Consider the following 23,992-nt stretch of genomic DNA (forward strand, 5'->3'; position numbering starts at 1 on the left):
GTCCGTGACACCCCGCGCAGCGCTGCTGTCGAATGGCCGGTACCGGGTGATCCTGTCAGGCGCCGGCACCGGCGCTTCGCTCTTCGACGACCTGGCGCTCACCCGCTGGAGCCGCGACCGGACCCGCGACGCCGAAGGGGTGCTGCTCTACATCCAGGACCTCGACCGGGGCCTGGCGTGGAGCGCCGGGACCTCGCCGATGCGTGGCGCTCCGGACGGCGGCGGCGGCGAGGCCGGACGCGGCCGGGCCCGGGTGTGGCGGCACGATGGGGACGTGAGCACCCGGCTCGACGTGTGCGTGGACCCCGGGGCCGACCGGGAGCTGCGCGTGCTCACCCTCTACAACCACGCGGTCACGCCGCGACGGGTGGCGGTGACCAGCTACGTGGAGGTGGCGCTCAATCACCCCGCGGCCGACGCCGGGCATCCCGCCTTCTCCAAGCTGTTCGTCCAGACGGAGCAGGTGCCCGGCGCCGAGGCCCTGCTGGCGCGCCGCCGCCCCCGCAGCCCCTCGGAGCGCCCGGTGTACCTGGGCCACGGGTTGCAGCTGGCGGGCGCCACGCGCCCGCCCCGCGCCGAATGGGAGACGGACCGGGCGCGGTTCATCGGCCGGGGCCGGGGCGTGCAGCATCCCGCGGCGCTGGAGCCCGGCGCCCGGCTCTCCGGCACCACCGGCAACGTGCTCGACCCGGTGCTGGCCCTGCGGCGCCACGTCACCATCCCGGCCGGTGGATCGGTGCGCCTGGCGGCGCTGCTCGCCGCCGGCCACGACCGCGAGGCCGTGCTCGGCGGCCTCGTGCTGGGACCGGAGGGCGTTGACCTGGTATTCGCGGCGGCCGCCGCGCGGGCGGCAGAAGCGCTGCACGCCGCCGGCCTCACCGAGGCCTGGCGCCAGCAGCTCCCGCACCTCACGGGTGAGCTCTGCTATGGCGGGGTGGTGCCGGAGCCCGGCGCTGCGCTGCCCGCGCCCAGCCCCCTCCTGGTGGCCGACCTCAGGGCGCTGGGGCTCTCGGGGCGGCATCCGCTGGTGCTGGCGCGGGTCTCCACCGATGCCGACCGCCTGGGAGCGATCGGGCTCGCCCGCGTGGTGAACTACTGGCGGGCCATCGGGGTGCCGGTGGACTACCTGGTGCTTCTGGATGAGGTGCGCGAGCTCAACCTCCCCACCGCGCGGGGCCAGGGCTCGGTCACCCTGCTGCGCCACGCGGTGGAGGTGCCGGCCGACCTGCACCGCCTGGCGGCGCGCACCGCCTGCCACACCATGGGCCAGGCCCGGGCCGCCACCCCGGCCGCCCCGCCCGCTCCCGCCCCCCGGCCCCACGTGGCGCCCACCCCGCGCGAGCAGAGCCGGCCGGAGCCGCTCCAGTTCTTCAACGGTTTCGGCGGCTTCTCCGCCGATGGGCGGGAGTACGTCATCCGCCTGCCCTGGGCCAAGGGCACGCACCAGCGTCCGCCCCTCAGCTGGACCAACGTGATCGCCAACGAGGAACTCGGCTTCCTCGTCACCGAGGGCGGCGCCGGGTACACCTGGAGCGGCAACAGCCGGGAGAACCGCCTCACGCCGTGGAGCAACGATCCCGTCGGCGACCCGCACGGCGAGGCGCTCTACCTGCGCGACCCGGCGAGCGGCCGGGTCTGGTCCCCGACGCCGGGGCCCGTCCCCGGGCCGGGTGACTACGAGGTGCGCCACGGCTTCGGCTACACGGTGCACCAGCACCGGAGCGACGGGCTGGAGCAGACCGTCACCAGCTTCGTCCCGCGCCACGACGGCGTGAAGCTGGTGCGGGTGCGGGTGGCCAACCTGGGCCGCACCGCGCGACAGCTGGAGCTCACCCACTACGCGGAGTGGGTGCTCGGCGGGCTGCGCCAGGACACCGCGCGGTATGTCGTCACCGAGCGCGACCCGGCCACCGGCGCCCTCTTCGCGATGAACCCATGGAACGGGGAGTTCTCGGCGCGCATCGCGTTCGCGGCCGTGCTGCCGCTGGCCGGCGCCGCGCTCCTCGACACCACCGCCGACCGCGCCGAGTTCCTCGGCCAGGGCGGCGATCCCTCCCGCCCGGCCGCGGTGCTGGCGGGCGTCCCGCTCGAGGGCCGGGCCGGCGCCGGCCTCGATCCCTGCGCGGCCTCCCGGGTGGCGCTCACCATCGCCCCGGGCGCAAGCGCCGAGTGCGTCTTCCTGCTGGGCCAGGCGCCGGGGCGTGACGCCGCGCGCGCGCTGCTGCGCCGCTACCAGGGCGAGGCCGCGGTCACCGGCGCCTTCGACGGCATCGTGGCCTTCTGGCGCGACCTGCTCGGCCGGGTCCAGGTCCGGACCCCCTCACAGCCCCTCGACCTGATGGTCAATGGCTGGCTGGCCTACCAGAACCTCGCCTGCCGGGTGTGGGGCCGCTCCGCATTCTACCAGAGCGGTGGCGCGTTTGGCTTCCGCGACCAGCTGCAGGACACCGCCGCGCTGGTCTACCTCGATCCGGCCCTGACCCGGCGCCAGATCGTGCTCCACGCCTCGCACCAGTTCGTCGAGGGCGACGTGCTGCACTGGTGGCACCCCCCGCTCAGCAAGGGGATCCGTACCCGCTTCTCCGACGACCTCCTCTGGCTGCCGTCCATCACGGCGGGTTACGTGCAGCAGACCGGCGACACCTCCGTGCTCGACGAGGATGCCCGGTTCCTCACCGCCCCCGCCCTGCACCCGGGCGAGGACGAGACCTTCTTCCTCCCCACCGAGGCGGGCGAGTCGGGAACCGTGTACGAGCACTGCTGCCGCGCCCTGGACCGCTCGCTCACCCGCGGGGTGCACGGCCTCCCGCTCATGGGCACCGGCGACTGGAACGACGGGATGAACCGGGTGGGCCGCGAGGGGAAGGGCGAGAGCGTATGGCTGGGGTTCTTTCTCTACCACATCCTCGACGCCTTCCTGCCGCTGGCGGCGGCCCGCGACGACGCCGCGCGCGTCGTCCGGTATCGCGACTACCAGGGGCGGCTCCGCGCGGCGCTCAATGCCGACGGCTGGGATGGCGCCTGGTACCGCCGGGCGTGGTACGACAACGGCGCCCCGCTCGGCTCCGCCAAGAGCGACGAGTGCCAGATCGACGCGATCGCGCAGGCGTGGGCGGTGCTGTCCGGCGCCGCGCCCGCCGATCGGGCCGCGCAGGCGCTCAACTCGCTGGAGGACCACCTGGTCTCCGAGCGTGACGGCATCATCCGCCTCCTGACCCCGGCCTTCGACCGCACCCCCCACGACCCCGGCTACATCAAGGGGTACCTCCCGGGCGTGCGCGAGAACGGCGGGCAGTACACCCACGGCGCCCTCTGGGCGGTCCGGGCGCTGGCCGAGGCGGGCCGCACCGACCGGGCGGCCCGGCTCCTCGAGATGCTCTCGCCGGTGACCCACGCCCGCACCCCGGGCGACGTGCGCATCTACCAGGTGGAACCCTACGTCATCGCCGCCGACGTCTACGGCGTGGCGCCGCACCTCGGCCGCGGCGGATGGACCTGGTACACCGGTTCGGCGGGCTGGATGTTCCGGGTGGCGCTCGAGTCGGTGCTCGGCCTCACCCTGGTGCGGGGCGAGGAGATCGCGCTGCGCCCCTGCATCCCCGCCGAGTGGCCGGGCTACAGCATCCACTACCGGCTGCCTGGCGGCGCGACCAGCTACGAGATCAGCGTGGAGCAGTCACCCCGGCGACCCGAGCGCACCGTGGCCACCGTGGATGACGCGGCGGCCGAGGTACGCGACGGCGCGGTCTGGCTCCCGCTGCTCAAGGACGGCCGGAGCCATACGGTGCGGGTGGTGCTGGGAGAGGATGTGGGGCCGGCCTACCGGGAGCGGTGAGCCGGGAGGGGCGTCAGCCGGCCAGGGACGCCCCATGGGTGCGGATGACCTCGGCGTAGTACCGCGCGCTCGCCTTCGGGGTGCGCTGCTGGGTGGCGAAGTTCACGTGGTACAGCCCGAAGCGGCGGGCGTAGCCGCAGCTCCACTCGAAGTTGTCGAGCAGCGACCAGGCAAAGTACCCGCGCAGGTCCGCGCCCTGCCGGATGGCCTGGTGCGCCGCGCGCAGGTGCCCGCGGTAGTAGTCCACCCGGAGCGGATCGTCCACCACGGGACCGGTGGCGGCGGGCGCGTCCGCGAAGGCCGCACCGTTCTCCGTGATGTAGAGTGGGATGCGCCCGTACCGCGCGGTGACCCAGCCGAGCACGTCGGTGAGCGCCTGGGGATACACCTCCCAGTCCATCTCGGTGTAGGTCTGCTGGGGCTGGCGCACCCGGCCGAAACGCATCGGCCACACCGACGGGTCGTGGCAGGTGACCGACCGGGTGTAGTAGTTGATGCCGAGGTAGTCGAGCGGCTGCCGGATCAGGTCGAAGTCCGCGGCGGGGAACGCCGGCCAGGCCTCACCGAAGACCTCGCGCAGCTCGTCGGGATAGGCGCCGTGGAAGACCGGGTCGAGGTAGTACCGGTTCATGTACACCTCGGCCCGCCGGGTGGCGGCAACGTCTTCGGGCCGGTCCGAGGCCGGGTACTTGGGCTCGAGGTTGACCACGAGTCCCGCCTGCCGGCCACCCGCGGCGCGGATCGCCTGCATCCCCGCGCCGTGGGCGCGGAGCAGGTTGTGGCTGGCGAGCGGCGCCTCGAAGAGCGACTTGTGCCCCGGGGCGTGCACGCCGTAGAGGTAGCCGCCGTCGGCGGATACCCAGGGCTCGTTGAGGGTGGTCCAGAGGGCCACCCGGTCGGCCAGGGTGCGGACCACCACGTCGGCGTACTCGGCGAACCAGCCGGCGATGTCGCGGTTGAGCCAGCCACCTTGATCATCGAGGGCGGCGGGCAGGTCCCAGTGGTACAGTGTCACCGCGGGCCGGATCCCCGCGGCGAGAAGCTGGTCCACCAGGCGGTCATAGAAGGAAAGCCCCGCCGGGTTGACCCGGCCCCGCCCCTCGGGGAGGACCCGGGCCCAGGCCACGCTGAAGCGATAGGCCGTGAGGCCGAGGGCCCGCATCAGCTCCACGTCGGCGGCGGTGCGGTGGTAGTGATCACAGGCCATGTCGCCGGTGTCGCCGCCGGTGATCATGCCGGGAGTCCGGGAGAAACGGTGCCAGATGTTGAGCCCCGCCCCGTCGGCCAGGGGAGAGCCCTCGATCTGGTAGGCCGAGGTGGCGGCCCCCCAGAGAAAGCCGTCGGGGAAGCGATAGGTGTCGGACATTCTCGCAGGGGTGGTCAGATGGCCCGAGTGCTGCTGGAGGCGGTCCGCAAAATATACGTTGAATCGGGCCGGGAGCAGGTGGCCGTGCACGACGTCTCCCTCGAGGTGGCCGACGGGGAGTTCGTGGTGCTGGTGGGGCCCTCGGGCTGCGGCAAGAGCACCACGCTCCGCATGATCGCGGGCCTCGAGGAGATCTCCGGCGGCACCATCCGCATCGGCGACCGGGTGGTCAACGACGTGGCCGCCCGCGACCGCGACATCGCCATGGTGTTCCAGAACTACGCCCTCTACCCCCACATGTCGGTGCGGGAGAACCTCGCCTTTGCCCTCACGCTGCGGAAGCTGCCAGCGGGGGAGATCACCCGGCGCGTGGCGGAGGCCTCCCGGCTCCTGGGCCTCGACGAGCTGCTCGAGCGCAAGCCGCGGCAGCTCTCCGGGGGCCAGCGGCAGCGGGTGGCGGTGGGTCGCGCCATCGTGCGCCAGCCGCAGGTCTTCCTGTTCGACGAGCCGCTCTCCAACCTCGACGCCAAGCTGCGGGTGCAGATGCGCCGCGACATCGCGGCGCTCCGCCGCCGGCTCAACGCCACCACCATTTACGTGACCCACGACCAGGTCGAGGCCATGACCCTGGGTGACCGGATCGTGGTGATGAAGGATGGGCGGGTGCAGCAGGTCGACGCGCCGCTCGCGATCTACCAGCGGCCGGTGAACACCTTCGTGGCCACCTTCATCGGCAGCCCGCCGATGAACCTGGTGCGGGGCCGGCTGGAGGGCGAGGCCTTCGTCGGTGAGTCGCACGGGTTCCGGCTGCCCCTCGCGGCGGCCGGGCACCGCCCCGATCGCCCCGCGGGCCACCCCATGGTGCTGGGGGTGCGACCGGAGTCCTTTGCGCTCCGCCCGGCGGGGCAGGGCGCGATCGTGGCGCAGGTGGGAGAGGTGGAACCCCTGGGCAGCGAGACCATCCTGACGCTGGACGCCGCCGGGGTGCCGCTCACGGCGCGCCTCGACGGCATCGCCACCGCCCGCCGCGGGGCCACCATCGAGCTGGCCGTGCCGCCGGAGGCGCTGCACTGGTTCGATGGGGTCACCGACGCGCGGGTGGGCTGAGCCCCCCGCTCAGGGATAGGTCGGGTACGTCGCGTCGTACATCGAGCGCTCCACCGCCGCGCGGAGATCCGCCGGCCGCGGCACGCTGGCCAGCCCCTCCTCGTACGCCACCTCCGCCACGGCCACCGCGATCAGCGCCGAGACGCTCCGGATGTCCCGGAGCCGCGGGAAGAGCCGCCCGGCCTCGAGGGCGTCCGGGCTTACCTGCCCCGCGAGCGTCCGCGCCGCGGCGTAGAACATGGTGTCGGTCACCCGCCGCGCGCCGGCCACGATCACCCCGAGCCCCACGCCGGGGAAGATGTACGCGTTGTTGCCCTGGCCCGGGGTGAAGGTGCGCCCGCCGAGTGTCACCGGCCCGAACGGGCTCCCGCTCGCCACGATGGCCCGCCCCTCTGACCAGCGGTACGCCTCCTCGGCCGTGCACTCGGCGCGGCTCGTGGGGTTGGAGAGCGGAAAGATGACGGGCCGCGGGCGGTGGCGGGCCATGGCGCGGATCACCGCCTCGGTGAACGCGCCGGCCGCCGTGGAGACGCCGATCAGCGCCGTGGGCCGCAGCGCCTCGACCGCGCCCAGCAGGTCCGGCACCGGAGCGTGGGCGTGGGCCCATGGGCGCCGGTACTCCGTGAGGCCAGGCCGGTCGGCGGTGAGCAGGCCGTGTTCGTCGACCAGCCAGCAGCGCTGCCGCGCCTCCGCCTCGGTGAGCCCTTCCCGCAGCATGGCGGCCACGATCAGGCTGGCGATGCCCATCGCCGCGGAGCCGGCGCCGAGGAACAGGACGCGCTGGTCGGTCAGCCGCTGGCCCGTGATGCGGGTGGCCGAGAGCAGCCCCGCCAGCGCCACCGCCGCCGTGCCCTGGATATCGTCGTTGAAGCAGCAGGCGCGGTCGCGGTAGCGCGCCAGCAGGCGCACGGCATTCTCGGTGGCGAAGTCCTCGAACTGGATCACCGCCCGCGGGAAGACCTCCTGCACCGCGGCCACGAACTCCTCCAGCAGCTCGTCGTACGCCGGGCCGCGCAGCCGCCGCTCCGGGAGGCCCAGGTAGAGCGGGTCGGCCAGCAGGTCGGCGCGGTCGGTCCCCACGTCGATGGCCACCGGCAGGCAGCGGGCCGGGTCCACGCCGGCGCAGGCGGTGTAGAGGGCCAGCTTGCCAACGGGGATGCCCATGCCGTTGGCGCCGAGGTCGCCGAGACCCAGGATCCGCTCGCCGTCCGTGGCAACGATCATGGCCACGTCCGGCTCGGGCCAGTTGGCGAGCACCTCGCGCACCCGGCCCCGGTCGCGCGCCGTGATGTACAGGCCGCGGGGCCGCCGGAAGATGTGCCCGAACCGCACGCAGGCCTCGCCCACGGTCGGGGTGTAGATGATGGGCATCATCTCCTCGACGTGTTCCATCACGGTGCGGTAGAACAGGTGCTCGTTGCGGTCCTGCAGGCTGATCAGGTAGATGTACTGCTCCAGCGCCGACGGCTTGCGGCGGAAGTTCTCCAGCACCCGCTCGAGCTGGTCCCGCTGGGTGGTTACGCGGGGCGGCAACAGGCCGCGCAGGCCGAGGCGGTCCCGCTCCTCGTCGGTGAAGCCGGTCCCCTTGTTGAGCCGCGGGTCGTGCAGGTAGTCGATCGGTGGGCGGCGGTCGGTCATGGGTGCGCCGGGTCGGGGGGGAGGGGATCGGCAAGCGGTGAGAGCATCACCCGCGCATCCACCGCGCAGGCGCCGTCGGCGAAGGCGAGCACCGGGTTGAGGTCGATCTCGCTGATCTCGGGGAAGTCGGTAGCGAGCTGCGACACCCGGAGCAGGACGTCCTCGAGCGCGGCCAGGTCGGCGGGGGGCGCCCCGCGCACCGCGCCGAGCAGCCGGACCCCGCGGATGCCATGGAGCATGTCGCGCGCCTCGAGCCGGTGGATCGGGGCCAGCCGGAACACCACGTCGCCCAGGACTTCCACCAGGGTGCCGCCCAGGCCGAACATGAGCAGCGCCCCGACCGACGGGTCGCGGCTCATGCCCACGATCAGCTCCCGCCCGCCCTGTACCATCGCCTGCACCAGCACGCCGGTGATTGCCGCGTCGGGGTGCGCGGCGCGCGCCCCGGCCATGATCCGGTCCCACGCGGCGTACGCCTCGTCCACGCCGCCCACGCCCACCTGCACGCCCCCCACGTCGCTCTTATGGATGATGGCGGGGGCCACGATCTTCATCACCACCGGAAAGCCCAGCTGGGTGGCGGCGCGCACCGCCTGGTCGGCGCTGCGGGCCAGCAGCGCGCCCGCGGTGGGGATGCCGTACGCCGTGAGCAGTTCCAGCGCCTCGAGCTCGTCCAGCCGCGTGGCGCCCCGGGCCCGGGCCAGCGCCACCACCCGATCCGCGCGGGCCCGCTCCACCGGGAGCGCCTCCACCGCCGCCTCGGGCCGTTCGGTCCACTCGCGGTGGCGGCACATGGCCGACAATGCGCGCGCCGCCGACTCAGGGAAGATGTACGCCGGGATCTTCACCGCGTGCAGCTCCGCCTTGCCCTGCGGCAGGCCCTGGCGCCCCATGAGCACCGCCAGCACCGGCTTGTCGGGGTGGCCGGCCTTCGCGGCCACGATGGCTTCCGCGACATCCGCCTGCCGCACGCCCAGCGGCGGGACGAAGATCGACATCACTCCGTCCACCCCGGGGTCGGAGAGCAGCGCGTCGAGGGCGGCCCGGTACCCGGGCGGGGTGGCCGAGGCGATCATGTCGAGCGGATTGCGCAGCGAGGCCTCTTCCGGGAACAGGGGCTTCAGCCGGGTCACGGTCACCGGGTCGAGTTCGGCCACGGTCATGCCCCGCGCCTCCAGCGCGTCGGCGGCGATGATCCCCGGGCCGCCGGAGTTGGTCACCACTGCCACCCGGCGCGACCGCGGCAGTGGCTGCCCGCCGAACGCCATGGCCAGGTCGAACAGCTCCTCCACGCTCTCCGCCCGCAGCACCCCGGCCTGCGACAGCAGGGCGTCGATGGCCGTGTCGCTGGCGGCGAGCGCCCCGGTGTGCGAGCTCGCCGCCCGCGCGCCCGTCCGCGAGCGGCCCGACTTCACCACGATGATCGGCTTCACGCGCGTCACCCGGCGCGCGATCTCGAGGAACCGCCGCGGGTTGCCGAAGTTCTCCACGTACATGAGGATCACGCCGATCGCGGGATCGTGCTCCCAATGCAGCAGCACGTCATTGCCGCTCACGTCCGGCTTGTTGCCCATCGACACGAACTGCGCGATCCCGATGCCGTACTCCTGCGCGTAATCGAGCACCGAGAGGCCCATCGCGCCCGACTGGCTCACGAAGCCCGCATGCCCGAACGGCGGCATGCTGGGCGCGAACGTGGCGTTCATCGACACCGCCGGGTCGGCGTTGAGCACCCCCATGCAGTTGGGCCCCACGAGGCGCATGCCATGGCGCTGGCAGATCTCCACCAGCGCCTGCTCCCGCTCCACCCCCGCCCCGCCCACCTCGCGGAATCCCGCGCTGATGACCACCAGCCCCCGCACCCCCTGCCGGCCGCACTCCTCCGCCACCCCCGGCACCGCCCCCTTGGGCACGCACACCACCGCCATGTCCACCACCTCGGGCAGGGCGGTCACCGAGGGCCACGCCTTCATGGCGTGCACGGCCGGGGCCGTGGGGTTCACGGGGTAGACGGTGCCGGTGTACCCGTAGGTGACGAGGTTGGCCAGGATCTGGTGGCCGATCGTGTTCGGGGCCCGGGACGCGCCGATCACGGCGATGGTCCGGGGGGCAAGGATCGGGTCGAGCGAGCGCGACATCGGCCATCCGTTCGGGCGCAGGAGGTGGTGGAAAGTGAATGCCGCGGGCTGAGCCACCGGTGACGCCGTCATGAAGGCGGCTTCACGCCAATCGCCTCAGGCCTTCCCTGCCGGGGTCGATCATAGAACATGGAGCCCCCGCCGGAAATCAGACAGGAAATGTACCGATGACCGAGCCCCACCACACTGCGACCGACCGCCCCCTGAGAGCCCCGTCCCGGGTCCCGGGCGTGGTGGCGCTGTGCGGCCTCGGGCTGCTTGGCATCCTGGGCTATGTGCTGACCACCATGGTGCCCCGCCAGCGTGCGGCGGGCATGGTTGGGTGGAGGGACCGCCTGAGCGCCCTGGCGGAGGACCGTGGCTCCGCGATCGACGACGTGATCCGGCACGTGTCGGCCGACGCCGCGGTGCTGTCCCGCTTCCCGTCGCTGATCCGGTATCTCGGACACCGCACCCCCGATCCAGCCGCCGCTCACCACCTGGACGAGGTGTTCCGCACCGTCCTGGTGGCGCACGGCTACGAGGCGGCCCTGGTGCTCGACCACGAGGGGGTCACCCGGCTGACCGCGAGCGCCGACGGCCGCGCCGCCGGGGCCGCGGCATGCGGGGGCATGGCGGTCGCCGCGCTGCGGGCGGGCTCCGGCCCGCATTTCACGGCCCTGGTGGACGGGCGTCGGATGGCCTGCTTCGCCGCAGACGTCACGGAGGATCGCCGGCACCTCGGCGTGGTGGTGCTGGCGATCGATCCCGCCCCGCACCTGTACTCGCTCCTCGCGTCGCGCTCCCTGGCGCCCCCGGCAACGGCCCTGGTCCTGATCGAGGAGATCGGCGGCGTGTCGGTCGCGGTGAGCCCCCTGGGCCCCGACGTCGTCGTCGCCGGCGCGGTGCAGGACCCGCCGCCGGCCGGGAGCGACGGGACGCCGGTCGTGCTGCGCAGCCGCACGGGGACCGAGCTCCTGGAGGTCTCCCGCCGGATCGAGGGGACCGCCTGGCGCCTGGTCGCGTCGGTCCCGAACGCCGAGGTGCAGCGCGCGGTGGATGACCAGGCCACCCCGCTCGAGCTGGTGATCGTGGGGCTGGTCCTGGCGCTCACGGGGCTCGGGTTCGGCCTGTGGCGCTGGCGCCGCTCCGACGCGATCGCGACCCGGGCGGCGGAGCATCGCGAGGCGCTGGGGCGGTTGCGCCGGGTGTTCGATGCCCAGGGCGCGGTGGCCATCGGCATCCGGCCCGGCGGCGTGATCTTCGAGTGGAACCGCTCGGCCGAGCACTACTTCGGCTGCACCCGGCTGGAGGTGCTGGGGCGCCACATGGACCCGGACCAGCCACCCGCACCCCATGCCGCGCGCGCCTGGCGCACGGTCGCCGAGCTCGCCGCCACCACGGGCCGCGAGAGCGTGGAGGCGCAGATCGAGCTGCCGGACGGCGAGGACCGCATCCTCGGCTGGAGCACCACCACCTTCGCGCCGCACGAAGGCGACCCGGGCGGGACCATCCTGGTCGGCGTGGACGTCACCGCGGCCCGGCGCGCGGAGGACGACCTCCGTCGTTCGGAGGAACGCTATCGCCTGCTGTTCGACGCCAACCCGGAGCCGATGTGGGTGTACGACACCGACACCCTCCGGTTCCTGGCGGTCAACGACGCGGCGGTCCGGACCTACGGGTTCAGCCGGGCCGACTTCCTGGCCATGACCATCGAGGACATCCGCCCTGCGGACGACCGGCCCGCGCTGGGCCGGGCGCTCACCCGCCCGGAGGGCGCCACCCCGGCCGGCGGCGTGTGGTGCCACCGGCGCCGCAACGGCGACCTGGTGCAGGTGGAGGTCGCCGCGCACGACATACGGTTCGCGGGCCGTCCCGCGCAGCTGGTGCTCGCCACCGACGTGACCGAACGGGTCCGCCGCGAGGCCGACCTGGCCCGGCTCAACGCCGCCGTCACCCAGTCGGCCGAGGCGGTCATCATCACGGACATGGAGCCGCGCATCGTCTACGTGAACCCGGCGTTCGAGCAGATCACCGGGTACAGCCGCGCGGAGGTGCTGGGCCGCAACCCGAACATCCTCAAGAGCGGCGAGCAGGGGGCGGGCTTCTACGCCGACCTCTGGGGACGCCTGCGTGCCGGGCAGCCGTGGAAGGGCCCGCTGCGCAACCGGCGCAAGGACGGCGGCGTGTACCTCGCGGACGCGGTGATCTCGCCGATCCGCGATGCCGCCGGGCGGGTAGTGAACTACGTGGGCCTGCAGCGCGACATCACCAACGAGCACCGCCTCGCGGAGCAGCTGCGCCAGGCCCAGAAGATGGAGGCGGTCGGGCAGCTGACCGGCGGCATCGCGCACGACTTCAACAACCTGCTCGGCGTGATCCTGGCCAACTCGGAACTGCTGCGCACCGAGCTGGCGCCCGGCGGGGCCCCGGTCGGCTACCTCGAGGAGATCGCCACCGCCGGGACGCGCGGCGCCGAGCTGGTGCACAAGCTCCTCGCATTCAGCCGCCAGGAGCTGATCGAGCTGCGGCCGGTGGACCTGGGGCGCATCCTCCCCGAGCTGCTGGCCACCCTGCGCCGCCTGCTGCCCGAGTCCATCGACGTCCGCATGGAGGTGCCCCAGCGCCTGCCCCCCGTCCTCGGCGACCGCGGGGCCATCGAGCAGATGCTCCTCAACCTGGCCACCAACGCCCGGGATGCGATGCCCGCGGGCGGGTCATTGGTCTTCACCGCCCGGCGCGGCTCCACCGCCTCCGCGGACCCGCGCCCCAGCCGCCGCTGGGACGCGGCCCCCACCGGCCAGACGGTCCAGATCGTGGTGAGCGATTCCGGCCAGGGCATGGACCGCCACACCCTCGACCGGATCTTCGAGCCGTTCTATACCACGAAGGGCCCGGGTCGCGGCACCGGACTCGGGATGGCGATGGTGTACGGCCTCATGAAGCAGCACGGCGGCTTCGTGGACATCTTCAGCGCCCCGGGCGAGGGCTCCACGGTCTGCCTGCACTTCCCCATCGCCGCGGTAAGCGAGGAGGCCGCGGCGGCGCCCGTGCCACCGCTCCCCGGGCTGGCCACCGGCCACGAGACGATCCTCCTCGTGGAGGATGAGCCGCCCCTCCGGCGCGCGGCCACCCGCCTGCTCGAGCGGATGGGCTACCAGGTGCTGGCCGCGGCCAACGGGATCGAGGCCCTCGAGGTGTACGACCTGCACCGGGACCAGGTGGCCCTCGTCGTGTCCGACATGATCATGCCCCGCCTCGGCGGCGCCGGCCTGCTGCGTGAACTGCGGCAGCGGCAGTGCCCCACACCGTTCCTGCTGGCCAGCGGCTACTCGGCGAGCACCGTGGCCCACGAGATCCTGACCGACCCGCTGGTGAGCTTCCTCGAGAAGCCCTGGACCGCCGCCGAGCTCGGACGCAGGGTGCGGGAGTGCCTCGACGCCCACCCGGCGCCCGCCGCGGAGGCGGTCCGATGATGTCGCCGCACGAGTCTCCGCGGACCGAGGTCTCCTGATGCGCCGCCCGCCTGACGGCACCCGCCCGCGTGACCAGTATGGTACGCTGCTGGTCCGGCTCCGCGAGGTGGGCCACGTTCTGGAGGAGGAACTCGGGGTGGAAGCGGTGCGCGCGGCCGGACACCGCGTGGGGGATCGGGCGGGCGGGGAGCCGCCGGCGCGGCGGTGGGCGGGGCGGTGCGGTGCGGCGGGGACAACCCGGCGGCGCCGCAGGCGCTCGAGCTCAACGCCAGGATCTTTCGCGGCGCTGGACTAACGCTTGCGCCGCGAGGCGGCGTAGCCCTCGAGCTGCAGCGCGAGGGCCGCCGCCCGCCGGGTCAGCGCCTCGATGCTCGCCATCGCCCCCGGCGCCGCCATGCGGGTGTCACCCGTCATCTCGGTCAGCGCGCGACGGGCGGAGTTGAGGATCGCCTCGATCATCTCGCGGAAGTCCTTGGCGGTCTTGGTGTCGCTGGTCTCGGAGATGGACCGCTGCCGGGCATCGCGCAGGACATCATGCACCCGGCGCCGCGCGGCCTCGGCGTCGCGCCGGGCCCGGACGTCGGTCGCGAAGATCACGTAGCCAAGGTCGCGGCCATTCTCCCCCGGCACCGGCTCGCCCCGGATCGACACGGGGATGGGATGCCCACCCTCCCCCCGCAGGCTGAGCTCCGCCGACCAGAGCCGCCGCTCCGCCCGGAGCGCCGTCAGCATCGTCTCCGCCTCGGCCTCGCTGCTGAACAGCGCGCAGAGGTCCTCCGCCGACTCGATGTCCGGGGCGCTCGCCCCGATCAGGGCGCGGAAGGCACGGTTGACCACCAGGACCTTCCCCTCCGCGCCAAGGATGATCGTCGGCTCCGGGGCGGTGTGCACCGCCTGCAGCACCTGGTGCAGCTGGTCCTGCGCGATGAGCACCCGCACCGCCTGCACCTGCTGCACCATGTCCACCAGCGAGGTGCGGATGGAATGCGCCGTGGCCAGCTCCTGCTCCGCCCACGGCCGCGAGGTGGCCCGGGTCACCTCGGTCCAGACCGCGAAGGAGCGCCGCGGCGACAGCCGGTTGGGATCCTCAGGGTCCACCGGCTTGTGCGGGTCCCCGCCCCACCGCACCGTCTGCACCTGTTCCGGCCGGAACCACAGCAGGAACTCCTGGCCCCGGCCCGACAGCGCCACGGCGAGCACCCCGGCCGCCGAACCGGCCAGGTGCCCGAACTGCGGCGCCATCCGCGCCAGCGCGTTGGTCACCAGCACCGGTTCCGAGGGCGCGTAGCTCTCGAGCCACGCCATGATGGCCCGGATGTCGTGCGAGGAGGGCACGTTGCCGGCGGTGAGGATGTCGTTCTCGTAGAGCAGCGCCGCGCCCGAGGCGTCCACCGCCTGCAGCAGCAGCCGGGGCGACATGAAGAGGCTGGTGCGCCAGTCCCCGGTCGTGGCCAGGGACTCCACGATCTGCTGCTCCAGCCGGCGCACCGTGAGCGCGGCCTGGGCCAGCGCCATCCCCTCGAGGGCCGAGAGGCGGGTCGAGACCATCTCCGAGAGGATGCCGCACGCCGCCCGCACCTCGAAGGGGAGCCGGCGGGTGGAGTAGTGGTGGCAGCTGATCAGCCCCCACAGCCGCTCCTCCCGCGTAAGGCTGGTCACGAGCGTGGCCCGGACGCCCATGTTGGTGAGGTACTGGAGGTGCAGCGGCGACATGCTGCGGAGGGTGCAGCCCGACATGTCCACGTCGCCACCGGAGATGGGCGAGAGCCGCGGGAACAGCGGCGCCGGCTCGTAGGCCACGTCGACCAGCACCCGGACCCGGTTCTGCAGGTACAGCTCGCGGGCCTGCTGGGGGATGTCGGAGGAGGGGTAGTGCAGCCCGAGGAAGGACTCCAGGTCGTCGCGGCGGGCCTCGCCCACCACCTCGCCGTGGCCGTCCGGGTCAAACTTGTACACCATCACCCGGTCGTACCCCGCCAGCTCCCGCATCACCCGCACCGTCTCGTCATAGAGGGCCTGCAGCGTCGGGGCGGCGTTGAGCGACGCAAGGCCGGCGGTGAGCACCCGGGACACCCGCTGGGCCACATCCTCGCCCGGGGCGCAGAGGGGATCCGGCACCTCCGGCTCCAGCTCCACCGCGATCCCCTCGGACCGGAGCCGCACGCAGGTGGCCTCGAACCGCCGGATCCCGTCGGGATACTCGATCGTCGCGGCCGCCGGCACGGGGGTGCGCAGTTCGTCGCTGTCGCGCAGCTGGCGAATCAGGTCACCGAGCTCGGGATCGAGGCTGTCGATGGAACGGCCGAGCGGGGAGGCGCCCCACGGCCCCAGGACGGCCTCCGCGTTGAGCGTGGCCTGGAGCACGTGGAGCTTCTGGGGATGCAACACCAGCAGGACTCCGTGCGGCTGCACGGAGCCGGGCAGCTGAACAAGCTCCCGGTCGCAGTTGGTGAGATCGGCAGCCCCGAAGGGCGGGTGCAGCGGCTTGACGTCCATGAATGGACAGAGAATGGCCCTCTGGAAGCCATTCTGTCAAGCGAACTTAGTATGAAGTGTCGCTCACCCAGTCCTGCGGGACCAGCATGGCCGAGAGCGCGGCCTCCGGGCTGCCCGGCTGGGGCGCCGAGCCGTAGCTCCAGCGGGCCAGCGGCGGGAGGCTCATGAGGATGCTCTCCACCCGGGCCCCGCTCTGCAGCCCGAAGTGGGTCCCCCGGTCATGGAGCAGGTTGAACTCCACATAGCGCCCCCAGCGCTCCAGCTGCAGGGTGCGCTCCCGCTCGCCCCAGGGGGTGTCGCGGTACCGGTCCACGATGGGCCCGTACGCTGCCGGGAGCGCGCGGCCGATCGCATTCACGAAGGCCGCCAGCCGCTCCCGCTCCGGAAGCCCCTCCCGGCCCGGACGGAGGTGGTCGAAGAACACCCCCCCCACCCCGCGCGCCTCTCCCCCCCGGTGCGTGTTCCGGAAGTAGTCATCGCACCAGGCCTTGAAGCGGGGGTAGAAAACGGGATCGTGGGCATCGCAGACCTCGGCCAGCGTCCGGTGCCAGTGCCGGGCGTCGTCCGGGCAGGGCCAGGTCGGGGTCAGGTCGGTGCCACCGCCGAACCAGGCGTCGAACGGCTCACCATCGGCCGTGGTCAGCTCGAAGTAGCGGATATTGAGGTGCACCGTCGGGATCAGCGGGCTCCGCGGGTGGGTGACCATGCTGACGCCCGTGGCGAAGAACCGCGCCCCCTCGGGCGGCGGCGCCGCGAGCGCCAGTCGGCCGGCCATGCCGCGTTCCAGCACCCCCGTGACCTCAGAGCGGTTCACGCCCGACTGCTCGAACGTCTTCCCCTCGAGCAGCACCCGGGACACGCCGCCGCCCCCACCGGGTCGCTCCCAGCGCTCCTCGGTGAAGTTCCCGCCGCCATCCATGCCCACGAAGAACGCGGTCAGCGCATCGTGGACGTCGGTCATCCAGCGCGCGGCCGCCGGCGCAAACGACGGCGCCACCCCGATCACGCCCCGCCGTCCTTCACCGCGTCCACGAAGGCGCGGGCATGCGCCACCGGGGTGTCCGGCAGGATGCCGTGACCCAGGTTGGCGATATGCGGGCCGCCGCTCATCTCGAGCAGCATCCGCCGGGTGCGGCGCCGGATCTCCGCCGGGGCGGCGTACAGCCAGCAGGGGTCGAAGTTCCCCTGCAGCGCCTGCTGCCGGCCCAGCCGCCGGCGCGCCTCGCCCGCCTGGGTGTGCCAGTCCACGCCGAGGACCTCGAGCGGGTGGAGCGGCACGCCGCGCATGGGCTGGTGGTGGTGGAGGCAGACCGGATCGTGGTGACGCCGGTCGGACGGTACTTCATCCGCAACCTGTGCATGGAACTCGACGCCCACCTCGAGCGGGCGCGCGAGCGCGCGGTCTTCTCCCGCACCGTCTGACCCCCTGAGACGCCACGGCGGCGGGGCGCCCACGCGCCCCGCCGCCGTGGCGTTGGGCCCCCGCCCGGTCAGCCGGCCGGTGTGCGGGGCAGCACCACCCGGACACGCAGGCCACCCAGCGGGCTCCGGTCCGCCAGCACCGCGCCCCCGTGGGCCTGCGCCACCGAGCGCACCAGGGTCAGGCCGAGCCCGGCGCCCCCCCGGGTGCGGGCCAGGTCCTGCCGGAAGAAGGGCTCGAAGAGCCGGGGGAGCTGCTCGGCGGGCACCCCGGGGCCGGCATCCTCGACCACCAGCGCCACGCCGTGGTCCTCGTCACGGACCCCGGCGCGCACCGGCGTCCCGGGCGGCACGTGGCGCAGGGCGTTCTCCAGCAGCTGCCCCAGGGCCAGCCCCAGCAGGCGGGCATCGACCGTCACCGAGGTGGCGGGAGCCGGCGTCTCCGGCGGGGCGAGCGCCAGCGCGGGATGGCGCGCCGCGAAGCGGCGGGCCTCATGCTGCACCAGCGCGGCGAGGTCGGTGTCGCGCCGGTCGAGGATCGCCTCGCCGGCCTCGAGGCGGGCCAGCGCGATCATGGCGTCGCCCATGCCGGCGAGGTGGTCCACCTCCTCCAGGACGCTGCGCAGCAGGGCCTGGTACTCCACCGGCGAGCGGGGGGTGCGGAGCGCCACCTCGAGCTCGCCCCGCATGGCGGTGATCGGGGTGCGGAGGTCGTGGCCCACGTCGGAGATGATGCGACGCTGCTGGATCAGTGCTGCGTCCAGGCGCTGCAGCATCCCGTTCAGCATGGCGATGAGGTCCTGCAGCTCGAGCACGTCGGCGTGCACGGTGATGCGGTGGCCATCGCCCCGCACGCTCACGGCCCGGGCCTGGGCCGCGATCTCCCCCACCGGCTCGAGGGAGGAGCGCGCCAGCCATCCGGCCCCCGCCGTGGTGAGCAGGGTCCCGATCAGGGCGGTCAGCACCAGCCGGAGCAGCAGGGAGTCGGAGGCCGTCTGGAGCGGGCGCAGGGAGGCCGCCACCTGGACCACCGCGGGGGGCGCGGCCCCCCCACGGGCCCTCGGCGGACCGGCCACGTAGGCGGAGCGGATCCTTCGTCCGGCGAAGTCATTGGTGGCCCACGCGTGCCCGCCGTGCAGGGCGGTCTGGAAGGCGGCAGAATCGAGGGGCAGGATGTTGGCGAGGGGCATGTTGTAGTCGAGCACCCGGCCGCCGCTGTCGCGGATCACCACCAGCCGGTTGACCTCGTCGAGGAACACCGAGAGGTCCCGCGCGCCCGCGTGCTGGGCCAGCCCCTCCCCCTTCGCCACCACGTCGACCATCAGGTCGGCGCCATCGTCCAGGGCAAGGTCGAGCTGGCGGGCGAGCGTGCGCTGCACGCCGAGGAACGCCCACAGCGCGACGGTGACGAGCGCCACCAGCATGGTGAAGCCGTAACGCAGCGCGAGCGTGCGTTGCAGTGATCGCATGGAGCATCCGGAAACGGTGCGGCAACCCCGGCGGGCGGCCGGGGGCGGGGGATCAGGTGAAGAGGCGGCGCGCCGTCAGGAGGGCGTGGATGCGGTCCAGCAGGTCGTCGAAGCGGAAGGGCTTGGTGATGTAGCCGTCCGCGCCGGCATCCATCGCGGTACGGATGTCCCGGGGGTCGTCCCGGGCGGTGAGCATGAGCACCGGGGTCTGCACCCCCTCGCGGCGGAGGGCACCGACCACGGCCGGACCATCCTGCCCGGGGAGCATGTAGTCCAGCAGGATCAGGTCGAAGGCGCCGTCACGGCCCCGGGTGAAGCCGGAGAGGCCCTCGCGGGCGACCTCGACCTCGAACCCCTCCTCCCGGAATCCCTGCTCCAGGAAGCCGGCGACCTTGGAATCATCCTCAATTACGAGCAGGCGCATCGTGCAAAGTTGATGATCACCCCATGAAGGCCGGGTGAAGAGGCTTCTAAAGCAGCCTTCATCTTTTCCCGGAGACCGTTGGACCGTCGACCCGGGCCATGGTGTTCGGGGATTGCGCCATCAGGGTTGAACGGCACGCCCTCCCCCGGCGCGGGCCTACCGGCACTGACTGTACTCCTTGCCATCGGCGGTGATGATCGGGTACCCGTTGGAATTCCGCGCGATGGACAGCGGCACCGCCTGGAATCCCTGGCCCCCATCCAGGTAGAGCTGCCCTCCCTGGACCTGCCAGCGGTAGGTCCCCCCACCCTGCGACTGGCTGTAGACGCTGCCGCTCGGCGTGGAGCCGCCGCCGTACTGGTTGACCGTCCCGCCTTCGTGATTGGAGTTCACCAGCAGCCGGCCATCGGCCAGGAAGACGTTGCGGCTGGTGTTGGTGCTCCCGCTGGTCTGGCTGTAGGAGAAGCTGCACCATGCGGAGCTGAGGAGCAGGTCCCGCAGCTGCTGGTCCTGGGGCGAGCCGGCGGAGGCTCGGGGCGCGGGCGGCGCCGGGGCGGGCGCGGCGGCGGGGGCACGCGGGCGCCCCGCGACCGGGGGGGAGGGCGCCGCGGGGGCGGCCGGCGTGGCACCGGCCGGCGGGGCCGCGGCGATGTTGCTCACCTTGTTGAACCGGAGCTCGGTGGCGGTGGCCAGGTTGGGTGCCCCGTCGGCGCCCAGCTCCACGAGCACGAAGACCAGCTGATTGCCTTCGATGGTCGCGGTGAAGACGGCGCGGCTCGAGCCGCTCACGGCCTCGCCGGTGAGCTCGCCGCGACTGGCCTTTCCGGCCAGGCGGATGACGGTCCCGTTGCCGGAGAGGGTGCCGCTGGTGGCGCCGCCCTGCGCGTGCGTGAGCGCGAGGGTGACGACGCCCTGCTGGCCCTGGATGGTGTAGGTGCCGGTGAACTTCTGGGCGGCGGCGTCCGCCGGGAGCGCCCAGAGGAGCCCGGCCAGCGCCAGGGAGTGCCATGCCCGCATCGGATGCCCCAGGGTTGGTGGTGAGCCCTCGCAACCCGCAGAAACCATGCCCCTGAACCTGGCGGGATCCCCGCGCCGCTCTTGGCGGGGACCAGGCACCCGTTCATCTTCCGGGGGCTCCCCCCTCACCCCCACCCAGGACGACCCCCGGTTGAACGGCTCGGCACCCCGCACCGGTCGGTGGCTCGCGATCCTCCGCCTCGATTCGCTCCGGAAGAAGATCCTGGTCTTCGCGGTGGCGGCGGGGCTTCTCCCCTCGCTGTTCACCGCGATCGTCTACTACACCCAGATCCAGCGGGCGATGACCACGCGGCTCGAGGAGGAGCTGTACGGCGCGAGCCTCCAGGCCGCGCGGACCATGGACCTCTGGCTCAAGGGCACCGTCGGCGACCTGCGCGCCGTCGCCAATTCCTACGAGGTGTCCGACAACGTGGGCCGGTCCGACGCCCGCGGCGCCGCCCGGCTCAAGGACTACCTCGTCTCGGTGCACGGACGGATCCGGGACTATCGGGCCCTGGCCGTGGTGAACGGGCGGGGCCGGGTGCTTGGGACCGCCGGACCCGCGCTCGGTCCCGAGGTGCTCCCCACCGACTGGGCCGAGCAGCTGGGCCGGGGCGATCCGGTGATCGAACACCGGATGCAGGACAGCAGCGGGGCCGGCGAGGTGATCGTCGCGGTGCCGGTGATCGCCGCGGGCTCCGGGCAGGCGGTGGGTGGGCTGATCGCCCGGCTCAACCCCGCGGAGCTCCTGCGCGGGCTGGCCGAGCTGCCCAGGCGCCCGGGCCTGCAGTTCCAGCTTATCTCGCGCGCCGGCGAGCTCCGCCTCTCGAGCGATTCCACTCGCGCCGGCCAGCCGGCCCCGCGCTACGCTGCGGCGGTGGTCGGCGCCCTCGCGGACAGCGGCGGCCTGACCCGCTATGCCAATGCCGAGGGCCGCGAGATGGTCGGCTCCGGCAGCCTGGTGCCGAGCCTGGACGGGATGGTGGTGGCGGAGCTGCCCAGCCGGCTGGCCTACGCCCAGTTGGCCCGGGCCCGGACCATGAGCGTGGTGATCATCCTGGCCATGCTCGCCGTGATCGGCGTGCTGGCCTACCTGTTCGGCATCGTGATCGTGCGGCCGCTCGACCGGCTGATCGAGGGCGCCCGGCAGGTGGCCGCCGGCGACCTGGGCGTGGACCTCCCCGTCACCACCGGCGGGGAGGTCGGGGCGCTGACCGAGGTGTTCAACACCATGGTGACCCGGCTGCGCGAGGGCCGGGAGAACCTGGAGCAGCTGTCCATCACCGATGCCCTCACCGGGCTCTACAACCGCCGGCACCTCGGCATGGTGCTCGCCACCGAGTGCGAGCGGGCGCGCCGCCACCAGCACGCCACCTCGCTGCTGCTGATCGACATCGACCACTTCAAGCGCTACAACGACAGCCACGGCCACCTGGCCGGCGACGCGGTGCTGCGCCGCGTGGCCGAGCTGACCCGCGAGGCGGTGCGCGCCGGCGACTGCGCGGCGCGCTACGGTGGCGAGGAGTTCGCGGTGGTGCTGCCGGAGACGGCGCTGGAGGGGGCGATGCTGCTGGCGGAGCGGCTGCGGCGCCGGATCGCGCTGGAGGCCTTCGACGGGGGGGTGGTGACGCTCAGTATCGGGGTGGCGCAGACCCCGGCCAGCGGCGGCACTCCCGACAGCCTCACCGCCGCCGCCGACGAGGCGCTCTACCGGGCCAAGCGCGAGGGCCGCGACCGGGTGCGGGCGTAGGCTCGGCGGCTAGTCCCGGGTGACCAGGGGCTGGAAGATCCACCCCTCACGCCCGGCGCTGTCCTTGACCCGCAGCCACTCGCCGAGATACGACGTGGCGGTGACCCGCTCCCCGCGCTCGAGCGACGACAGCACCCGGGTGCCGAGCCCCGGCCCCTCGCGCAGGTTGGCCCGGCTGGCCACCAGGAAGCGCACCGGCTCGGCAAAGAGCTTCTCGCCGCTGCGGCGGCCGCCGCGATCGAGGGTGCTCACCCGGGCCCGCACCCGCGCCGCGAGGGTCTTGGACTTGGTGGCCAGGTACCGCGCCCCGCCGTAGTTCCCCGCCCCGAAGGCCGCGTTGCTCTGGGCCAGCAGGTTCCTGGCCTGTCCCTGGTCATCCCCCAGCTCGGCCGTGCCGGCCGCCGGCATCCCCTGCACCGCGATCTCCGCCTCCGCCAGCGCGGACGCCGCCTCGGCCCGGGTGGCGCCCCCCTGCAGCTTGGCCAGCGCCTGGGCCACCTCGCCGTGGGCGTCGTCGAGCCGGGCGGTCAGCGCCTCCACCTGCGCCTCCCGTTCGGCCAGCCGGAGCTCGAGCCGTGCCAGGCGGGTCTCGAGTTCGGGATCACGGACCGTCACGGTATCCACCCGCACCACCGCCGGGGCTGGCGCGGGCAGGGGTTGGGTGTCGGGGACGGCCACGGGCGCCGGATCCGGGGGCGGGGACTGCCCGCCGCAGGCCGCGAGGCCAAGGAGAAGCGTGCAGCCGCCACGAAGGGCCAGCGGCGAGAGCCGGGGCATGGCAGACTCTGGGAAGGGGTGGGCCGGGCTCTCTGGGAGCGGCGCCGGTGCGGGACGGTCCCGGCCCTCCGGGGGCCTGGCGTCAACCGCCGGGAAAGCTGGGGAGGGGGTGGCCGGGGAGGCAAGAGCCACGGGGCTTGCCGGATCGTGGGCCGGGCCCCACCATAGGGGCAGGGCGACGATCCGCGCCCAACCCCATCGGCCCACCCCCAGCGTGGGCCCCCGAGGGGCAAAGGGGGGCAGACTCCCGGATCGCGGGACCATTCCTTTGCGTCGCCATGGGCGCCGCCGCTGGGGGGCGTGGCCCGTGGCCTGACCAAAGGGAACAGACCATGCCTTCCGACAAGGACTTCAAGCGCGTGGTGCGCGCGCGCATGCAGCAGACCGGCGAATCCTACACCGCCGCCCGCGCCATCCTCCTGCACCAGCCAGTGCCCCGACGCGCCGCGCCGCCCCGGCCAACCGCCCGCGTGCCCGCGCCGGCCCCCGCCTCCGATCTCGCCGCCCGCGCCGGCATGTCCGACCAGGCCGTGAAGGCCGGCACCGGCTGCACCTGGGAGCGCTGGGTCTGGTCCCTCGACCGGGTCGAGGCACACACCTGGTCCCATCCGCGGATCGCGAGATACATCCAGGACACCTGGAGGCTCGGCAGCTGGTGGGCCCAGTCGGTGACCGTCGGCTACGAACGGATCAAGGGCCTCCGCGAGAAGGGCCAGCGCCGCGGGGGCGGCTACGTGGCCAACAAGAGCCGCACCTTCCCGGTCCCGCTCGCCCGGCTCTATCGCGCCGTGAGCGACGGGCGGAGCCGGAAGCGCTGGCTCGAGCCCGGCGCGGTGGCGATCCGCAGCACCACCAAGGACAAGTACGCGCGCGGCCGGACGGCCGGCGGCGCGTCGGTGGAGTTCGTCTTCACCGCCAAGGATCGCGGCCGGAGCATGATGCAGGTCCAGGAGGGGCCCCTCGGCAGCAGGGCGGACATTGCCGTGCGGAAGGCGTTCTGGGCGGCCCGGCTGGCCGCGCTCGGGGAGATGCTGGGCCGCTAGCTGGGAGACGTGATCCGGGACGTAGCGCGGGGAATGGGGAGGCACCCATTCCCCGCTC

15 protein-coding genes are annotated in these 23,992 nt (G+C 73.4%); 5 read left to right on the top strand and 10 right to left on the bottom strand.

What is annotated here, in order from left to right; all coding sequences use genetic code 11:
- The first annotated feature begins 4 nt into the window (after positions 1 to 4).
- Positions 5 to 3,835, top strand: a complete 3,831-nt coding sequence (locus tag IPJ95_00630) for a glycosyl transferase (protein MBK7922133.1) — start codon at positions 5 to 7, stop codon at positions 3,833 to 3,835.
- 13 nt (positions 3,836 to 3,848) lie between these two features.
- Here the strand turns inward: IPJ95_00630 and IPJ95_00635 are convergent, their stop codons facing one another.
- A complete protein-coding gene (locus tag IPJ95_00635) occupies positions 3,849 to 5,201 on the bottom strand; it encodes a beta-glucosidase (protein MBK7922134.1) in 1,353 nt (450 codons plus the stop codon).
- 18 nt (positions 5,202 to 5,219) lie between these two features.
- Here IPJ95_00635 and ugpC point away from each other — a divergent pair, with 18 nt between their 5' ends.
- Positions 5,220 to 6,308, top strand: coding sequence for a sn-glycerol-3-phosphate ABC transporter ATP-binding protein UgpC (gene ugpC / locus IPJ95_00640; GenBank protein MBK7922135.1), 1,089 nt, complete (start codon positions 5,220 to 5,222; stop codon positions 6,306 to 6,308).
- A 9-nt stretch (positions 6,309 to 6,317) separates the two neighbouring features.
- Here ugpC and IPJ95_00645 read toward each other — a convergent pair whose 3' ends face one another.
- Together IPJ95_00645 and IPJ95_00650 are read right to left on the bottom strand one after the other, a co-directional pair.
- Positions 6,318 to 7,946: an NAD-dependent malic enzyme gene (locus tag IPJ95_00645; protein MBK7922136.1), complete on the bottom strand. Its 1,629-nt coding sequence runs from the start codon at positions 7,944 to 7,946 to the stop codon at positions 6,318 to 6,320.
- On the bottom strand, positions 7,943 to 10,084 hold the full coding sequence (locus IPJ95_00650) for an acetate--CoA ligase family protein (protein ID MBK7922137.1): 2,142 nt from the start codon (positions 10,082 to 10,084) through the stop codon (positions 7,943 to 7,945). Before IPJ95_00650 ends, IPJ95_00645 begins: the two co-directional genes overlap by 4 nt.
- A 167-nt stretch (positions 10,085 to 10,251) precedes the next feature.
- Here IPJ95_00650 and IPJ95_00655 point away from each other — a divergent pair, with 167 nt between their 5' ends.
- The gene (locus IPJ95_00655; GenBank protein MBK7922138.1) at positions 10,252 to 13,539 is read left to right on the top strand and encodes a PAS domain S-box protein; all 3,288 of its coding nucleotides are present in this window, start codon (positions 10,252 to 10,254) and stop codon (positions 13,537 to 13,539) included.
- A 291-nt stretch (positions 13,540 to 13,830) separates the two neighbouring features.
- Here the strand turns inward: IPJ95_00655 and IPJ95_00660 are convergent, their stop codons facing one another.
- The 6 genes from IPJ95_00660 to IPJ95_00685 form a co-directional block, all read right to left on the bottom strand.
- Complete coding sequence (locus tag IPJ95_00660) at positions 13,831 to 16,035, bottom strand: GAF domain-containing protein (protein MBK7922139.1); 2,205 nt, start codon at positions 16,033 to 16,035, stop codon at positions 13,831 to 13,833.
- Positions 16,036 to 16,081: 46 nt separating this feature from the next.
- Positions 16,082 to 16,996 carry an oxygen-dependent coproporphyrinogen oxidase gene (gene hemF, locus IPJ95_00665; protein ID MBK7922140.1) on the bottom strand — a complete coding sequence of 305 codons (915 nt, stop codon included), beginning with the start codon at positions 16,994 to 16,996 and terminating at the stop codon, positions 16,082 to 16,084.
- Positions 16,997 to 17,037: 41 nt separating this feature from the next.
- On the bottom strand, positions 17,038 to 17,529 hold the full coding sequence (locus IPJ95_00670) for a hypothetical protein (protein MBK7922141.1): 492 nt from the start codon (positions 17,527 to 17,529) through the stop codon (positions 17,038 to 17,040).
- Positions 17,526 to 18,923, bottom strand: a complete 1,398-nt coding sequence (locus IPJ95_00675) for a hypothetical protein (GenBank protein MBK7922142.1) — start codon at positions 18,921 to 18,923, stop codon at positions 17,526 to 17,528. Before IPJ95_00675 ends, IPJ95_00670 begins: the two co-directional genes overlap by 4 nt.
- 52 nt (positions 18,924 to 18,975) lie before the next feature.
- A complete protein-coding gene (locus IPJ95_00680; protein ID MBK7922143.1) occupies positions 18,976 to 19,347 on the bottom strand; it encodes a response regulator in 372 nt (123 codons plus the stop codon).
- A gap of 156 nt (positions 19,348 to 19,503) precedes the next feature.
- Positions 19,504 to 20,364 (bottom strand): hypothetical protein, encoded by an 861-nt coding sequence (locus tag IPJ95_00685; protein ID MBK7922144.1) that lies wholly within the window; start codon positions 20,362 to 20,364, stop codon positions 19,504 to 19,506.
- A gap of 151 nt (positions 20,365 to 20,515) precedes the next feature.
- On the opposite strand from IPJ95_00685, the gene IPJ95_00690 reads away from it, so the two are divergent.
- Complete coding sequence (locus tag IPJ95_00690) at positions 20,516 to 22,114, top strand: diguanylate cyclase (protein ID MBK7922145.1); 1,599 nt, start codon at positions 20,516 to 20,518, stop codon at positions 22,112 to 22,114.
- 9 nt (positions 22,115 to 22,123) lie between these two features.
- On the opposite strand, the gene IPJ95_00695 is transcribed toward IPJ95_00690, so the two are convergent.
- Positions 22,124 to 22,891 (bottom strand): SH3 domain-containing protein, encoded by a 768-nt coding sequence (locus IPJ95_00695; protein ID MBK7922146.1) that lies wholly within the window; start codon positions 22,889 to 22,891, stop codon positions 22,124 to 22,126.
- Positions 22,892 to 23,223: 332 nt separating this feature from the next.
- Between IPJ95_00695 and IPJ95_00700 the strand changes: the two genes are divergently transcribed.
- Positions 23,224 to 23,934 carry a hypothetical protein gene (locus IPJ95_00700; protein ID MBK7922147.1) on the top strand — a complete coding sequence of 237 codons (711 nt, stop codon included), beginning with the start codon at positions 23,224 to 23,226 and terminating at the stop codon, positions 23,932 to 23,934.
- The last annotated feature ends 58 nt before the right edge of the window (positions 23,935 to 23,992 follow it).

Source organism: Gemmatimonadota bacterium (assembly GCA_016713785.1).
In the GTDB taxonomy this organism is placed as follows: domain Bacteria; phylum Gemmatimonadota; class Gemmatimonadetes; order Gemmatimonadales; family GWC2-71-9; genus JADJOM01.

What these genes read in the sequence shown, in the direction of transcription:
- IPJ95_00635 (MBK7922134.1), bottom strand. Translation starts at nt 5,201, where the DNA reads ATGTCCGACACCTATCGCTTCCCCGACGGCTTTCTCTGGGGGGCCGCC.
- ugpC (MBK7922135.1), top strand. Translation starts at nt 5,220, where the DNA reads ATGGCCCGAGTGCTGCTGGAGGCGGTCCGCAAAATATACGTTGAATCG.
- IPJ95_00645 (MBK7922136.1), bottom strand. Translation starts at nt 7,946, where the DNA reads ATGACCGACCGCCGCCCACCGATCGACTACCTGCACGACCCGCGGCTC.
- IPJ95_00650 (MBK7922137.1), bottom strand. Translation starts at nt 10,084, where the DNA reads ATGTCGCGCTCGCTCGACCCGATCCTTGCCCCCCGGACCATCGCCGTG.
- IPJ95_00655 (MBK7922138.1), top strand. Translation starts at nt 10,252, where the DNA reads ATGACCGAGCCCCACCACACTGCGACCGACCGCCCCCTGAGAGCCCCG.
- IPJ95_00660 (MBK7922139.1), bottom strand. Translation starts at nt 16,035, where the DNA reads ATGGACGTCAAGCCGCTGCACCCGCCCTTCGGGGCTGCCGATCTCACC.
- hemF (MBK7922140.1), bottom strand. Translation starts at nt 16,996, where the DNA reads ATGACCGACGTCCACGATGCGCTGACCGCGTTCTTCGTGGGCATGGAT.
- IPJ95_00675 (MBK7922142.1), bottom strand. Translation starts at nt 18,923, where the DNA reads ATGCGATCACTGCAACGCACGCTCGCGCTGCGTTACGGCTTCACCATG.
- IPJ95_00680 (MBK7922143.1), bottom strand. Translation starts at nt 19,347, where the DNA reads ATGCGCCTGCTCGTAATTGAGGATGATTCCAAGGTCGCCGGCTTCCTG.
- IPJ95_00685 (MBK7922144.1), bottom strand. Translation starts at nt 20,364, where the DNA reads ATGCGGGCATGGCACTCCCTGGCGCTGGCCGGGCTCCTCTGGGCGCTC.
- IPJ95_00695 (MBK7922146.1), bottom strand. Translation starts at nt 22,891, where the DNA reads ATGCCCCGGCTCTCGCCGCTGGCCCTTCGTGGCGGCTGCACGCTTCTC.
- IPJ95_00700 (MBK7922147.1), top strand. Translation starts at nt 23,224, where the DNA reads ATGCCTTCCGACAAGGACTTCAAGCGCGTGGTGCGCGCGCGCATGCAG.